This is a genomic window from Sideroxydans lithotrophicus ES-1 (genome assembly GCF_000025705.1).
Lineage (GTDB): Bacteria > Pseudomonadota > Gammaproteobacteria > Burkholderiales > Gallionellaceae > Sideroxyarcus > Sideroxyarcus lithotrophicus.
The window spans coordinates 33,134-46,968 of sequence record NC_013959.1 but is presented as its reverse complement, the minus strand read 5'-3'; the positions used below and the strand labels follow the sequence as shown (position 1 = coordinate 46,968).

Here is a 13,835-nt window from a genome sequence, read left to right as displayed (position 1 = left end):
TGGTTTCGGTTAGAATCACACCTCACAAGACCAAAGCCGAGCGGCGCCCTATCATGTCCGACATCCCACCCATCGTCCTCACCTTCGCCGCCACCGATCCCAGTTGCGGAGCGGGCATGCAAGCCGACATCCTGACCATCGCCAGCATGGGTTGCCATCCGCTGTCCGTGGTCACCGCCATCACCGTGCAGGACACCAGCGGTGTGGACGATGTTCAGCCGGTGGATTCGGACTGGGTGGCCGATCAGGCGCGCGCGGTGCTGGAGGACATGCCGGTTGCGGCATTCAAGATCGGTTTGCTGGGAAGCATTGAGAACATCGCTGTCATCGCCGAAGTGATCTCCGATTACCCGGATATCCCGCTTGTGTTCGATCCAGTGCTGGCCTCAGGTCGCGGCGACGAACTGGCCAACGAAGACATGCTGGACGCGATGCGCGAACTGTTGTTGCCGCAGACCACCATCCTGACACCGAACAGCATGGAAGCGCGCCGGCTGATCGTGGACGAAGAAAATGAAGGCGACGACCCCGAGCTGTCGGAATGCGCCAAGCGCATCCTGAGACTGGGCTGCGAATATGTGTTGATCACCGGCACGCATGAACACACCCCCAAGGTGGTCAACAATCTGTACGGCGAGCGCGGCTTGCTGCGTAGCGACAGTTGGCCGCGCCTGCCCGGCATCTATCACGGTTCCGGCTGCACCCTGGCCTCCGCCATCGCTGCGCTATTGGCAAACGGATTGTCCATGGAAGATGCGGTGCGCGAAGCACAGGAATACACCTGGGAGGCCTTGAAATACGGCTTCCGCCCGGGCATGGGACAACATATTCCGGACCGCCTGTTCTGGGCGCGCGACGAAGAAGCGGATGAAGAAAGCGAAACCCGGCACTAATAGCAGGATTGCGCCCGCAAGGGGTAGGCCGTGGTTGTATGGGGCTAAAGCCCCGACAACACACGCTCAGTGACGGGTGTTATTCGGAGAGCAGTTTGAAGCAGCATCAACACATCACCGGCTTGTACGCCATCACGCCGGATATTCTGGATACAGACGAGTTGTTGCGGAGCGTGCGACTGGCCTTGCGCGGCGGCGCACATGTGCTGCAGTACCGCAACAAGGCTGCCGATACTGCGCTGAAACTGGCTCAGGCGCATGCGTTACGCCAGTTGACACGCGAATTCGGTGCCATTTTCATCGTCAACGACGACGCTGGATTGGCGGCCCAGGTGGATGCCGACGGCGTGCATCTGGGCGGCGAGGACGGCAGCGTGGTTGCAGCACGGGCGCTGCTGGGCGACTCAAGGATTGTGGGCGTGTCTTGCTATAATCGCTTCCCGCTGGCGCATGAAGCGGTGCGGCTGGGCGCGGATTATGTGGCGTTCGGCGCATTTTTCTCGTCCAGCGTGAAACCCGAGGCGGTGCAAGCAGACGTAGCGTTGCTGCGGTCGGCGCGCAAGGAACTCAATGTTCCTATCGTGGCCATTGGCGGTATCACGCAGCAGAACGCGGCCACCTTGATCGAAGCGGGGGCCGATGCGGTGGCGGTGATTTCCGCGTTGTGGAATGCACCGGACATCGAAGCCAGCGCACATGGATTTTCAACTCTTTTCAGCAGGACATAGGCAATGACATCGCATAATCAGGAACTGTTCGAACAATCCCAGCAAATCATCCCCGGCGGCGTGAATTCGCCGGTGCGCGCGTTCAAGTCGGTGGGCGGCACGCCGCTGTTCTTCAAGCGCGGCAAGGGTGCCTATGTATGGGATGCGGACGACAAGCGTTATATCGATTACGTGAATTCGTGGGGCCCGATGATCGTCGGCCACTGCCATCCCGAAGTGGTGAAAGCGGTGCAGGCCGCTGCCGCAGAGGGTCTTGGCTTCGGCGCACCGACTGCCGCCGAACTCGAGATTGCCGAGACGCTATGCAAGATCTTGCCATCCCTGGAAATGGTGCGCCTGGTCAGCTCCGGCACCGAGGCGACGATGACCGCGATCCGTCTGGCGCGCGGCTTCACGGGGCGTTCGCGCATCATCAAATTCGAAGGCTGCTACCACGGCCATTCCGACGGCCTGCTGGTCAAGGCCGGTTCCGGCGCGCTGACGTTCGGACAGCCGAGCTCTTCCGGCGTACCCGCCGAGATCGCAGCGCTAACGACGGTACTGGATTACAACGATGCAGTGGGTCTGGAAAAGGCCTTTGCCGAATACGGCGATGAGATCGCTGCCGTGATCGTCGAGCCGGTTGCCGGCAACATGAACCTGATCCTGCCGAAGCGCGAGTTCCTCGATGCGATGCGCAGGCTTTGCACCAAGCACGGCACGGTGCTGATCCTGGACGAGGTGATGTCCGGTTTCCGTGTCGGTCTGCAGGGTGCGCACGGCCATTACGGCATCAAGCCGGATCTGATCACGCTGGGCAAGGTGATGGGCGGCGGTCTGCCTGCCGCTGCATTCGGCGGTCGCCGCGACATCATGCAATGCCTCGCCCCGCTGGGCGCCGTGTATCAGGCCGGTACACTGTCCGGCAATCCGGTGGCAGTGGCCGCGGGCCTGACCACACTGAAGCTGGTGCAGGCGCCCGGTTTCTACGAACGCCTCACGCAACTCGCCAAGCAGATGACCGAAGGCATCAGCGCAAGTGCAAAGAAACACGGCATACCGTTTAGCGCGCAATCCATCGGCAGCATGTTCGGCCTGTATTTCAGCGCCAACGTTCCGACCTCTTATGCCGAGGTGATGGCGAGCGACAAGGCCGCATTCAACCGCTTCTTCCACGCCATGTTGGCCGAAGGTGTTTATCTGGCGCCGTCCGCGTTCGAGGCGGGCTTCGTCTCTGCGGCGCATACGGAAGCCGACATCGCGGCAACCATTGCCGCTGCCGACAAGATCTTCGCGGCCTGGAAGTGATGGGACTGTTCTCGCAAGCGGCGTTCTACACCACCGTCAATCACATGAAAGACTTGCCGCTGCACGGTGGCAAGGAAGTCGCATTCGTCGGCCGCTCCAACGCGGGCAAGTCGAGTGCCATCAACACGCTGGCTAACCACACGCGACTGGCTTTCACCAGCAAGACACCGGGACGCACGCAACACCTGAATTATTTTTCACTAGGTAACAACAACTATCTGGTCGACCTGCCCGGCTATGGCTACGCCAAAGTGCCGCCCGATGTGCAGGCACACTGGGAGCACCTGCTCAGCGAGTACCTGCAAACGCGCGAAGAGTTGTGCGGTCTGGTCGTCATCATGGATGCGCGGCATCCCCTGACCGAACGCGATCAAGGCATGCTGGGCTGGTTCGCTCCGACCGGGAAACCTATCCACATCCTGCTGACCAAATCCGACAAGCTGAGCCGCCAGCAATCCACGCAAACCCTGCGCGATGTGAAGGAATTCCTGGCAGAGCATTTCCCGCAGTGCACTGCGCAGTTGTTTTCCAGCTTGAAGAAGGCGGGCATGGATGAAGCGGAAGCGATGATCGCGGGTTGGTTCTCAGCTGATACAGAAAATTCAAATGGCTAAGCCAGACAAGGCGCCCGCAGGAAAACCGCCGCGCCGCATACATTAAGTATGCAAGCAAGGTTTTCCGAGGGCAACGCCGTATGGCGACGCCATTTGGATTTTATGGGTAAAAAAATGCCCCTGAACCAAAGGGGGAGGTCAGGGGCAGAAGGTCTTTACAGGGTAAAGACACCCGCTCAGGGAGGAGAAACGGGAAGCAACTTACGCCGCTCACTGATTCAGACGGGACTATGCGAAAATAGTTCCAGCGATATGTAAAATTTTAGGAATATCCATGCAAACACTCGGTCAATACCCCCAATCCAGAATGCGCCGTATGCGCCGCGACGCATTTTCACGCGACCTGATGCGAGAGCACATACTCACTCCGTCCGACTTCATCTATCCTGTGTTCGTGCTGGAAGGCAACAATAAGGTCGAGGACGTGAAGTCCATGCCGGGAGTGCAACGCAAGACCCTGGATCTGCTGCTCAAGGATGCCGAACAGTGCGTAAAACTGGGTATCCCGGTCATGGCGATCTTCCCGGTGATCGACACGCCCTTGAAAAGCCTTGATGCCTGCGAAGCCTACAACCCGGACGGCCTTGTGCCGCGTGTAGTTGCCGCCCTGAAAAAGAACTTTCCCGAATTGGGCGTGATGACCGATGTCGCACTCGATCCCTACACCACCCATGGGCAGGATGGATTGATCGATGACAGCGGCTACGTGCTCAACGACGCAACGGTGGCTGTACTGAGCAAACAGGCACAGACCCATGCGGCTGCCGGAGCGGATATCGTTGCTCCGTCCGACATGATGGATGGACGCATCGGGGCAGTGCGAGCAGCACTGGATGAACATGATCGCATCTATACCCGCATCATGGCCTACTCGGCCAAATACGCTTCCAGCTTCTATGGCCCGTTCCGCGATGCCGTCGGCTCCAGCGGCAATCTGGGCAAGGGCAACAAGTACACCTACCAGATGGATCCCGCCAATTCAGACGAGGCACTATGGGAAGTCGGCCTCGACCTGCAGGAAGGCGCCGATATGGTGATGGTGAAACCCGGCATGCCTTACCTCGACATCGTGCGTCGCGTGAAAGACGAATTCAAGGCACCGACCTTCGTCTATCAGGTGAGCGGCGAATACGCCATGCTCAAGGCCGCCGCACAGAACGGCTGGCTGAACGAGGAAGCCTGCGTACTGGAAGCACTGCTGGCATTCAAGCGCGCAGGGGCGGACGGGATACTCACTTACTTTGCGCTGGATGCGGCCCGCTGGTTGAAAAAATAGCGCGCAATCGGTGTCACAGGTTTTATTTGGCGCAGCCTTCATCCCGAACACCGCATTGCCGCGAGGGTTGACACGCCCCACCAAAACACAGACACTTCGATTCGTGCCGATTTGAATCAGCTTGCGGGGCACGTAAAACATTCCAGCTAAAGCGAGAGGACCCGCTCTAGCCCAAGCTGTGCGGGTTTTTCTTTTGGAGTCTTCTTGAGCATCTCGGTTGGCATCGTTACAGCGCAACGCGCGGTTTTTGACAAACCTCTCTCCTTCAGGAGCGGAGCAGTATTGCCGCGTTATGAACTGGTATATGAGACCTATGGCACGCTGAACGCAGAGCGCAGCAACGCCATCCTGATCTGTCACGCCTTGTCCGGCAATCACCATGTCGCTGGCTACTACGCCGGCGATGAAAAGAGCCTCGGCTGGTGGGACAACATGGTGGGACCCGGCAAACCGATAGACACCAACAAATTCTTTGTCGTCGGGTTGAACAACCTTGGCGGCTGCCATGGCTCGACCGGTCCTTCCAGTATCGATCCGCAGACCGGCAAGCCATATGGTGCGAGTTTCCCGGTGGTCACGGTGGAAGACTGGGTGGAGTCGCAGGCCCGTCTCGCCGACCATCTCGGCGTCTACCGGTTCGCCGCAGTGGTCGGCGGCAGCCTGGGTGGCATGCAGGCCATGCAATGGGCACTGGCCTATCCGGATCGCGTGCGACATGTGCTGGCCATCGCCACCGCACCGCATCTTACGGCGCAGAACATCGCATTCAACGACGTGGCGCGCAATGCGATCCTCACCGACCCGGATTTCCATAACGGCGATTTCTACCAGCATGGCGTGGTGCCTACACGCGGCCTGCGCCTGGCGCGCATGCTTGGGCACATCACCTATCTTTCCGACGATGCCATGGCGGACAAGTTCGGGCGCGAATTGCGCACGGGTAAATTAAATTTCAGCTACGACATCGAATTCCAGATCGAATCCTACCTGCGCTACCAGGGCGACAAGTTCGCCGCGTATTTCGACGCGAACACTTACCTGCTGATGACCAAGGCGCTGGATTATTTCGACCCGGCGCGCGAACTCGACGGTGACCTGAATCATGCCTTCGCAGCTGCCAAGGCCAAATTCCTTGTCGTGTCTTTCACGACCGACTGGCGCTTCTCGCCGGAGCGTTCGCGCGAGATCGTGCATGCGCTGCTGCACAACAAGCGCGATGTGAGTTACGCGGAGATCACTTCGCAGCACGGCCACGATTCCTTCCTGATGCAGGACGAGCAGTATTTCGCGGTCATGCGCAATTATCTCGATAACGTCGCCTGGGAAAGTGCGGCATGAGCAATTCCATCATCCAGTCGCGTCCCGACTTTGCCGCCATCGCGGCGTGGATACCGCAAGGCTCTTCCGTGCTCGACCTCGGTTGCGGCGACGGCAGCCTTTTGCGTTATCTGCGTGAAACCAAGCAGGTACGCGGCTATGGTGTAGAGATCAGCGACGCGAACATCGCTGCCTGTATCGCCAACGATGTGAACGTGATCCAGAGCGATCTGGAATCCGGCATCGCCGATTTTGAAGACGGGTCTTTCGACTTCGTCATCCTGTCGCAGACCCTGCAGGCGACACGCCACACCGAAGCCCTGATGAACCAGATCGTGCGCGTCGGGCGCGAGGGCATCGTCAGCTTTCCCAACTTCGGTTACTGGAAGAACCGTCTGCAGGTACTGACGGGCAACATGCCGGTGTCGGACGAGCTGCCTTATCAATGGTACGACACGCCGAACGTGCACCTGTGCACACTGGACGATTTCGAGATACTTTGCGCACATCAGCAGATACGCATCCTCGGCCGGCATGTGATGGTGAACGGCAACGATGTGCATGTGTTACCGAACCTGCTGGGCAGCACGGCAGTCTATCGGTTCCGGCGCGACGCCTGATCCATGACCGTCTGGGAGCAGCTCTTCACCAAGCGCATGCTCATTTGCGTATTCACGGGTTTCGCTTCCGGCCTGCCGCTGTTCCTGCTGTTCAATCTCGTTCCCGCCTGGCTGCGCAGCGAGCAGGTCGATCTCAAGACCATCGGCCTGTTTGCGCTGATCCAGTTTCCCTACACCTGGAAATTCGTCTGGTCGCCGTTGCTGGATCGCTATGTGTTGCCGGTGCTGGGCCGCAGGCGTGGCTGGATGCTGCTGTCGCAAGTCGGTCTGTTGCTGGTGATCGCCATGCTCGGCGGATTTTCACCACAGACCGAGATGACCTCCATCGTCGTGTTCTGTACCTTGCTCGCCTTCCTTTCCGCCACACAGGACATCGCGGTCGATGCCTACCGGCGCGAACTGCTGAGCGATGCCGAGCTGGGGCTGGGCAATGCGATCCACGTCAACGCCTATCGCATCGCCGGGTTGGTGCCCGGCTCGCTGTCGCTCATCCTCGCTGACCACATGGCCTGGAACTGGGTGTTCATCATCACCGCACTGTTCATGCTGCCCGGCATGGCGATGACCCTGATGGTGAACGAGCCGCATCGCGCCTCCCCACCCCGGACCTTGCGCGAAGCGGTGGTCGAGCCATTCCACGAGTTCATCACGCGCCAGGGATGGAAGAGCGCGCTGCTCATCCTCGCCTTCCTGCTGTTCTATAAGCTCGGCGACAGCATGTGCACCGCGCTGGCGACGCCGTTCTATCTCGACATGGGTTTCTCCAAGTCCGACATCGGCCTCATCGCCAAGAATGCCGGGCTGTGGCCCTCCATCATCGGCGGCCTGCTCGGCGGTTTGTGGATGATCAAGATCGGCATCAACCGCGCGCTGTGGCTGTTCGGCGTGGTGCAGATCGTCTCCATCTTCGGCTTTGCGTGGCTGGCCTCGGTCGGTCATCACACCGAGATCACCGCGATCGAGCGCGCCCAGTTGGCGCTGGTCATCGGCATCGAAGCCTTGGGTGTCGGGCTGGGCACGGTGGCTTACGTCGCCTTCATGGCGCACACCACCCACCCGGCTTACACCGCCACGCAGTTCGCCCTGTTCACCAGCCTGATGGCGATGCCGCGCACCTTCGCCAATGCGGCAACGGGGTGGCTGGTGGAGACGATGGGGTGGACGAATTTCTTCTTTCTGTGTGCGCTGCTGGCGGTGCCGGGGATGTTGCTGTTGCTTAAGGTTGCGCCGTGGAATCAATTGCATCAGACTGCGCAGGACTGATTTCCGCAATACCCATCAGTGATTTTGCGGTGTATCTGTTTATTACATTAGGTGTGTTAAATAATTTACGCTTAATCAATACAGAGAATTACCGAAAATGCGCCAGCTTATACACCACAGTTTTACAGGATATACACCTTTGTCGGTGTCTACTTTACGTTAGCCGCCATTTGCCATGCAGCTCGAACGATCAGGTTGTAAACCAATTCACTCTCCAACTGAAAAGCAAATCAGTCGCGCTCTGTCGCTCACCAAATCGTCCTTTGCGTCAATTACGGCTTCGGACGGGTCATATGTTCAAGTTGGTGGCGGGCCAGGGCTCTTCATGCTCGAGTACCAGAATCTTCAAGGCAAACATTTTCGCGCAAAGCAAAACTCACCGGTGGTGCCATTCCCAGACGGCACAATCATCAGTTTCACTGGCAACCAAATTGCACTGGCCCAGAACGAGTGGTTCCTTATCAGACAAATCACTGAGATATTCTTTGCATTTGCCGCAGGGCAAGTGTTCCCATCATTTGTTGAGTGGAAAGAACTTGATGCAAACTACATTACTGTCGGCTAACCTTACGCTCAAGTTCGCTCCCTCCGGTCGCTGGGACGCGCCTTCGGCGCGCCCCTTAGCTATACGTTAGAACTTATGAAACCCAATCGCCTGCCAATTTCGATTTGCCATGCGAATTGCACTAAGTGTGGGTTGCCAACAGAATTCCGCATGTTTGAGAGTGGCCCCGGTGGTGACTTTGCAACTTACTTAGGGCAGAGCACACAGAGTATTTATAGGGTTGATCTTGGTCAGATTCACTATTTGGGCAAAACTCTAGACCAATTGCTTTCTTCTGCGGTTGAGCGTGAAGGCGGCATCAGGAATCTAGCACCTATCCCTGAGCAACTCATATGCAAGGTGTGTGGCACTGAATTCAGTGCAGAGCGTTGCATGGTTGATGGTGAGGAGATAATCGATGCTTACATGTTGTAATGCAAAAAGTTCTAACCCTGCGCTCAAGTTCGCTCCCTCCGGTCGCTGGGACGCGCCTTCGGCGCGCCCCTTAGCTGCACGTTAAGGTGGGCACAAAGTGCTCACCCTTCTTTTTGCTTTTCTTTCCCCTCATTCGCCACCGAGTAGCGCAAACTGGACAGGGGTAGTCGGCGAGGACTGTTTGAGCGCGAAGCGCGAGTTCCGCAGCCGCCTGACCAGTCGAGCAACGCAGGGAACCTCGAAGAGGTGGCGAATTGGGGTCGCCTTTTCTTGGGTTACTTTCTTTTGGCGAAGCAAAAGAAAGTGACTAGCTGTCGGGCTACCCCCGACGGTGTTGGTTTGCGGAACATTCATGCTTCGACAGGCTCAGCACGAACGGACTGGTAATTCATCACGAACGACGTTCAAGCTGCTTATCTTGCAACCTCCCCAACGCCATCTGCGCCACCACCGCCCCGATCAACGCCATCAACATATCCGTCTGCGTATCCCACGGATCGCCCTGTGTGCCGAGGAAAGCATCCGCACCTTGCCCCATCGTCACTGCCGCCGCCCATTCGATAAGCTCATAGCTGGCGCTGACTGCAAGGCAACTGGCGGTCACCAGCGTGAACAGCAGTTTTCCGCGTTGCAGCGGCGAGCTGCGCAGCAACAGTTCGCGGAACAGCAGGGCTGGTACGAAGCCCTGCGCGAAGTGGCCGATCTTGTCGTAGTCGTTGCGCATGAAACCGAACCAGTGTTCCATCCAGTAGCCCAGCGGAACCTCAGCATAGGTGTAGTGACCGCCGACCATGAGGATGAGTGCATGCATGAACAACAGGTGATAGACCAGCGGGGTGAGTCTGTAGTTCTTATAAGTGGCGACGAGGATGGGTACCGCGATGAAGATGGGAGCAGTCTCCATCCACCAGGTGGTGTAGTCGTGCGGATGGATGGCGGTGATGGCAAGAAGCAGGATGCCGGTCAGTAGCAGGATTAACGGTTCGTTGAGCTTTTTCATATCTCTTTTCTCGTCATTCCGGCGCAGGCCGGAATCCAGTCAAACAAGAAATCCCTGCGCAGCAGATACAAACACCAAAGGCATGTTAAATATAATCGCTGGATTCCGGCCTGCGCCGGAATGACGGGCTAATTTTTTCCTTGTTAATCTTTGTAATCCACCATCAGCGGGGCATGGTCTGAAAAGCGCTGCTCCTTGTAGATGCCCGTCGATACTGCCTTTGCGGCCATACCGGGGGTGGCGATCTGGTAGTCGATGCGCCAGCCGACGTCCTTGGCCCACGCCTGGCCGCGATTCGACCACCAGGTGTAGGCCTCCAGTTCCGGATGCAATTTGCGGAACACGTCGACGAAGCCGACCTCGCCCAACAGTTCGGTGAGCCACGCGCGTTCCTCCGGCAGGAAGCCGGAGTTCTTCTTGTTGCCGCGCCAGTTCCTCAGGTCTTTTTCGGTATGGGCGATATTCCAGTCGCCGCAGACGATGACGTCGCGACCACTACGCTGCAATTGGACCATGTGCGGCTGCGACACGTTACTGGTGGAGCCAGCCGTTTGCGGGAGCAGCCGCGACTCACCGACAACTGGGACTTTTGAATTCTCCATCATCTGTCGGAGGTGAGGCATGAAGGCTTCCATGAACTTGAACTTGACCGCCTGCCGCTCCTCTCCGCTGGATCCGGAAGGCAGGTATAGGGACACCACGCTCAGATTGCCGAACTGCGCTTCGATATAGCGCCCTTCGGCATCGAACTCGGGAATGTCCAGACCCACGATCACGCTGTCAGGTTTGCGTTTGCTGTAGATGCCGACACCGCTGTAGCCCTTTTTTTCGGCATAGTGGAAATAACCGTGATAACCCAGTGGTGAGAGCATATCCGCTGTCATGTCGGCTGCTTGAGCCTTGAGCTCCTGCACACACAGGATGTCGGCATCCTGCCTGGAGAACCATTCCAGCAGCCCTTTGTTGTATGCCGACCGGATGCCATTGAGGTTTAAGGTGATGATGCGCATGAATTCTCTCTATGAATAAGTCTGGGCATTATAATGGCGGCACTCTTCATTCTGTTTGCCATGCTTTTCATGCACGCTTTTCGCCAGGGTTTCATCCGTTTCGCCGTCGCCCAGAAGGTATTGCGTTTTGGCGAGTTCCAGACCAAAGCCGGGCGCCTGTCGCCCTATTTCTTCAATTCAGGGCTATTCCAGGATGGCGCTGCGTTACGGGAACTTTGCCAGTTCTATGCCCAAGCCATCCTTGCTTCCAACGTCGAGTTCGACATGCTGTTCGGCCCAGCCTACAAGGGCATTCCACTGGTTGCCGGCACATCCATCGCCCTGGCCGAAGCAGGCCGCAACGTACCTTACTGTTTCAACCGCAAGGAAGCGAAGGACCACGGCGAGGGCGGCAACACCGTCGGTGCCAAACTCCAGGGCAGGGTGCTGATCATCGACGATGTGATCTCGGCCGGCACTTCCGTGCGCGAATCCATCGAACTTATCCGCGCTGCGGGTGCCGTACCCTGCGGTGTCGTCATCGCGCTGGATCGCATGGAGCGTGGTTTGGGTGATTTGTCCGCGGTACAGGAAGTCAGGCGCGATTATGGCCTGCCGGTCATTTCCATCGCTTCGCTCGATGACTTGCTTGGTTATTTGCAGGGACAGGCGGAATTGGTGCAGAATCTGCACGCAGTGCAATCCTATCGCGACTGTTACGGAGTCAAAGAATGATCAAATCCAGATTACTGCTTGCCAGTGCCGCATTTTGCGCGGTTTTTTGCCTCAATGCCGAGGCCAAGCTCTACAAGTGGGTGGATTCCCAGGGGGTCACCCATTACGGCGAGACCATCCCTCCTGAGTATGCCAATCGGGATACCAAACAACTCGACCATGGCCGGCTGACCGATCGCAAGGAGACTTTCGACTCGGACAAAATGAATTCGACAAAAAAAGAAACACCCGAAGATAAAGCCGCGATGGATGCGCGCCGCCATGACGAAGCATTGTTGAACAGCTACACCACCGATAAAGAGATCGATCTTGCAAGAGACCGCAACCTGCTGCAGATCGATGCCCGCATCAACAGCTACACCGTATTAATCAAGTCTGCCCAGGATTCCCTGACCAGCCTGCATCAGGAAAGCGACAATCGAACCAAGAAGGGCTGGAAGATCCCGCAGTCCCTGACAGATGACATCACTGCAGCCGAAGCTCGCGTTGCCGACCTGCAAAAGAGTCTCGAGGACAATCAAAAGGAAAGAGAGGCCGTCAAGGCGCGTTACGATGCTGACAAACGTCATTTCCGCGAACTGAAGGGTTTGCCCGCTGTCGATCCGAACGCCAAGTGATCACAGGGCTATAAAGCCGCGGGTGGCTGCATCGTAACGCAGCAACTGCCCGTGTTCGATATCGAAGTACCACCCATGCAGGATGAGTTGACCAGCTTCGACTCGTTCCCTAACCCAGGAAAAGGTCATCAGGTTATGCAGCGAGACCAGGATGGCGCGCTGTTCGCAGGCACGCGTTTGTTCTTCCAGCGTGGCGTTGGGCATCTCTGCCATCACGCCGCTGCGGGCGCTTTCCACCAGGCACATCCAGTCGTCGATGAACGAGTCTGGATTGCTTACTCCGCCGTTCTTCACCAGGGCATTGATGCCGCCGCAGTGTGCATGCCCAAACACGATGATGTGGCCGACACCCAGGGTGCGCACGCCGTATTCGATGGCCGCCGTGGTACCGTGATGCCCGGCGCGGCTTTCGACAGGCGGGACGAGGTTCGCGACGTTGCGGATGACGAACAGGTCACCAGGTTCGCAATCCAGCACCAGGGCAGGATCCACGCGCGAATCGCAACATGCCACCACCAGCGTTTTCGGCGTCTGGCCTTTCGCGACCAGTTGCTGGTAAAGGCTGTCGTTGCGCTCGAAATGCCGCTCCCTGAAACGGCGGAAGCCCTCGATCAGCTTGCTCGGGATCGTATTCATGTACCCGTCAGCAGGCGTTGTGCTTCGCGGTATTTCTCCGCGGTCTTATGCAACACGTCCGCAGGGACCTGCGGTGCGGGCGGCTGTTTGTTCCAGCCGGAAGATTCCAGCCAGTCACGCACGAACTGCTTGTCGAAGCTGGGTGGATTGCTGCCGACCTTGTATTGGTCGGCCGGCCAGAAGCGCGAAGAATCGGGTGTCAGCGCTTCGTCGATCAGATACAGCTTGCCTGCGGCATCGGTACCGAATTCGAATTTGGTGTCGGCAATGATGATGCCTTTGGTCAAGGCGTAATCCGCAGCCTCGATATAGAGCGCCAGGGTGGCGTTCTTCACCTGTTCGGCCATGTCTGCGCCGAGCAATTTCCTGGCTTCTTCGAACGAGATGTTCTCGTCATGTTCGCCGACCGCAGCCTTGGTAGATGGTGTGAACAGTGGTTGCGGCAACTTTTGCGCTTCCTGCAGCCCAGTCGGCAGCTGGATGCCGCATACGGCACCGGTCTTTTTGTAGTCCTTCCAGCCCGAGCCCACCAGATAGCCGCGCACGATGGCCTCGATCGGCAATGGCTTGAGTTTTTTAGTGACAAAAGCGCGGCCGCGCACTTGTGCCTTTTCCGCTTCGGTCTTTACCACTGACTCAGGGTCGATGCCGGACAGGTGATTGGGTATGATATGACCAAGTTTCTTGAACCAGAAATTCGATACCGCCGTAAGCACCTCTCCCTTGCCGGGGATCGGCGTAGGCAGGATCACATCGAACGCGGACAAGCGATCGGTTTGCACGATCAGCAAGTGGTCGGCATCGACCTCATACAGATCGCGCACCTTGCCACGGTGCAGGAATTTCAGGCTGGTCAGATTCGATTCGTGTAGTGCGCTCAT

Annotated in this window: 15 protein-coding genes; 11 read left to right on the top strand and 4 right to left on the bottom strand. The window is 57.7% G+C overall.

Translation table 11 applies throughout. The features are described 5' to 3' along the window. Positions 1-53 precede the first annotated feature (53 nt). The 9 genes from thiD (at position 54) to SLIT_RS15735 (ending at position 8,563) form a co-directional block, all read left to right on the top strand. Complete coding sequence (gene thiD / locus SLIT_RS00215) at positions 54-893, top strand: bifunctional hydroxymethylpyrimidine kinase/phosphomethylpyrimidine kinase (protein WP_013028182.1); 840 nt, start codon at positions 54-56, stop codon at positions 891-893. A 95-nt stretch (positions 894-988) separates the two neighbouring features. Next, positions 989-1,621 carry a thiamine phosphate synthase gene (gene thiE / locus SLIT_RS00210; RefSeq protein WP_013028181.1) on the top strand — a complete coding sequence of 211 codons (633 nt, stop codon included), beginning with the start codon at positions 989-991 and terminating at the stop codon, positions 1,619-1,621. Between the two features lie 3 nt (positions 1,622-1,624). Next, complete coding sequence (hemL, locus tag SLIT_RS00205) at positions 1,625-2,908, top strand: glutamate-1-semialdehyde 2,1-aminomutase (protein ID WP_013028180.1); 1,284 nt, start codon at positions 1,625-1,627, stop codon at positions 2,906-2,908. Continuing rightward, positions 2,908-3,522, top strand: a complete 615-nt coding sequence (yihA, locus tag SLIT_RS00200) for a ribosome biogenesis GTP-binding protein YihA/YsxC (protein WP_013028179.1) — start codon at positions 2,908-2,910, stop codon at positions 3,520-3,522. The genes hemL and yihA overlap by 1 nt, the downstream gene beginning before the upstream one ends. Before the next feature lie 274 nt (positions 3,523-3,796). Then, the gene (hemB, locus tag SLIT_RS00195; protein WP_013028178.1) at positions 3,797-4,798 is read left to right on the top strand and encodes a porphobilinogen synthase; all 1,002 of its coding nucleotides are present in this window, start codon (positions 3,797-3,799) and stop codon (positions 4,796-4,798) included. A 204-nt stretch (positions 4,799-5,002) separates the two neighbouring features. Next, positions 5,003-6,136 (top strand): homoserine O-succinyltransferase MetX, encoded by a 1,134-nt coding sequence (gene metX / locus SLIT_RS00190; protein WP_013028177.1) that lies wholly within the window; start codon positions 5,003-5,005, stop codon positions 6,134-6,136. Beyond that, positions 6,133-6,735 (top strand): methionine biosynthesis protein MetW, encoded by a 603-nt coding sequence (gene metW, locus SLIT_RS00185; RefSeq protein ID WP_013028176.1) that lies wholly within the window; start codon positions 6,133-6,135, stop codon positions 6,733-6,735. Before metX ends, metW begins: the two co-directional genes overlap by 4 nt. Positions 6,736-6,738: 3 nt before the next feature. Then, positions 6,739-7,998: an AmpG family muropeptide MFS transporter gene (locus SLIT_RS00180; protein ID WP_013028175.1), complete on the top strand. Its 1,260-nt coding sequence runs from the start codon at positions 6,739-6,741 to the stop codon at positions 7,996-7,998. Positions 7,999-8,173: 175 nt separating this feature from the next. Beyond that, a complete protein-coding gene (locus tag SLIT_RS15735) occupies positions 8,174-8,563 on the top strand; it encodes a hypothetical protein (RefSeq protein WP_013028174.1) in 390 nt (129 codons plus the stop codon). An 805-nt stretch (positions 8,564-9,368) separates the two neighbouring features. On the opposite strand, the gene SLIT_RS00165 is transcribed toward SLIT_RS15735, so the two are convergent. Together SLIT_RS00165 and SLIT_RS00160 are read right to left on the bottom strand one after the other, a co-directional pair. Beyond that, positions 9,369-9,977: a DUF2238 domain-containing protein gene (locus SLIT_RS00165; RefSeq protein WP_013028173.1), complete on the bottom strand. Its 609-nt coding sequence runs from the start codon at positions 9,975-9,977 to the stop codon at positions 9,369-9,371. Positions 9,978-10,120: 143 nt separating this feature from the next. Continuing rightward, entirely contained in the window at positions 10,121-10,987 is an 867-nt protein-coding gene (locus tag SLIT_RS00160; protein WP_013028172.1) for an exodeoxyribonuclease III, read from the bottom strand. A gap of 69 nt (positions 10,988-11,056) precedes the next feature. Between SLIT_RS00160 and pyrE the strand changes: the two genes are divergently transcribed. Then, positions 11,057-11,701 (top strand): orotate phosphoribosyltransferase, encoded by a 645-nt coding sequence (pyrE, locus tag SLIT_RS00155; RefSeq protein WP_013028171.1) that lies wholly within the window; start codon positions 11,057-11,059, stop codon positions 11,699-11,701. Next, on the top strand, positions 11,698-12,318 hold the full coding sequence (locus SLIT_RS00150) for a DUF4124 domain-containing protein (protein ID WP_013028170.1): 621 nt from the start codon (positions 11,698-11,700) through the stop codon (positions 12,316-12,318). Before pyrE ends, SLIT_RS00150 begins: the two co-directional genes overlap by 4 nt. Here the strand turns inward: SLIT_RS00150 and SLIT_RS00145 are convergent, their stop codons facing one another. Beyond that, a complete protein-coding gene (locus tag SLIT_RS00145) occupies positions 12,319-12,954 on the bottom strand; it encodes a carbonic anhydrase (protein ID WP_013028169.1) in 636 nt (211 codons plus the stop codon). It lies immediately after the preceding gene. After that, on the bottom strand, positions 12,951-13,835 hold the full coding sequence (locus SLIT_RS00140; RefSeq protein WP_013028168.1) for a phosphoribosylaminoimidazolesuccinocarboxamide synthase: 885 nt from the start codon (positions 13,833-13,835) through the stop codon (positions 12,951-12,953). Before SLIT_RS00140 ends, SLIT_RS00145 begins: the two co-directional genes overlap by 4 nt.

What these genes read in the sequence shown, in the direction of transcription:
- thiD (WP_013028182.1), top strand. Translation starts at nt 54, where the DNA reads ATGTCCGACATCCCACCCATCGTCCTCACCTTCGCCGCCACCGATCCC.
- hemL (WP_013028180.1), top strand. Translation starts at nt 1,625, where the DNA reads ATGACATCGCATAATCAGGAACTGTTCGAACAATCCCAGCAAATCATC.
- yihA (WP_013028179.1), top strand. Translation starts at nt 2,908, where the DNA reads ATGGGACTGTTCTCGCAAGCGGCGTTCTACACCACCGTCAATCACATG.
- hemB (WP_013028178.1), top strand. Translation starts at nt 3,797, where the DNA reads ATGCAAACACTCGGTCAATACCCCCAATCCAGAATGCGCCGTATGCGC.
- metW (WP_013028176.1), top strand. Translation starts at nt 6,133, where the DNA reads ATGAGCAATTCCATCATCCAGTCGCGTCCCGACTTTGCCGCCATCGCG.
- SLIT_RS00180 (WP_013028175.1), top strand. Translation starts at nt 6,739, where the DNA reads ATGACCGTCTGGGAGCAGCTCTTCACCAAGCGCATGCTCATTTGCGTA.
- SLIT_RS15735 (WP_013028174.1), top strand. Translation starts at nt 8,174, where the DNA reads ATGCAGCTCGAACGATCAGGTTGTAAACCAATTCACTCTCCAACTGAA.
- SLIT_RS00165 (WP_013028173.1), bottom strand. Translation starts at nt 9,977, where the DNA reads ATGAAAAAGCTCAACGAACCGTTAATCCTGCTACTGACCGGCATCCTG.
- SLIT_RS00160 (WP_013028172.1), bottom strand. Translation starts at nt 10,987, where the DNA reads ATGCGCATCATCACCTTAAACCTCAATGGCATCCGGTCGGCATACAAC.
- pyrE (WP_013028171.1), top strand. Translation starts at nt 11,057, where the DNA reads ATGCACGCTTTTCGCCAGGGTTTCATCCGTTTCGCCGTCGCCCAGAAG.
- SLIT_RS00150 (WP_013028170.1), top strand. Translation starts at nt 11,698, where the DNA reads ATGATCAAATCCAGATTACTGCTTGCCAGTGCCGCATTTTGCGCGGTT.
- SLIT_RS00145 (WP_013028169.1), bottom strand. Translation starts at nt 12,954, where the DNA reads ATGAATACGATCCCGAGCAAGCTGATCGAGGGCTTCCGCCGTTTCAGG.
- SLIT_RS00140 (WP_013028168.1), bottom strand. Translation starts at nt 13,835, where the DNA reads ATGAGCGCACTACACGAATCGAATCTGACCAGCCTGAAATTCCTGCAC.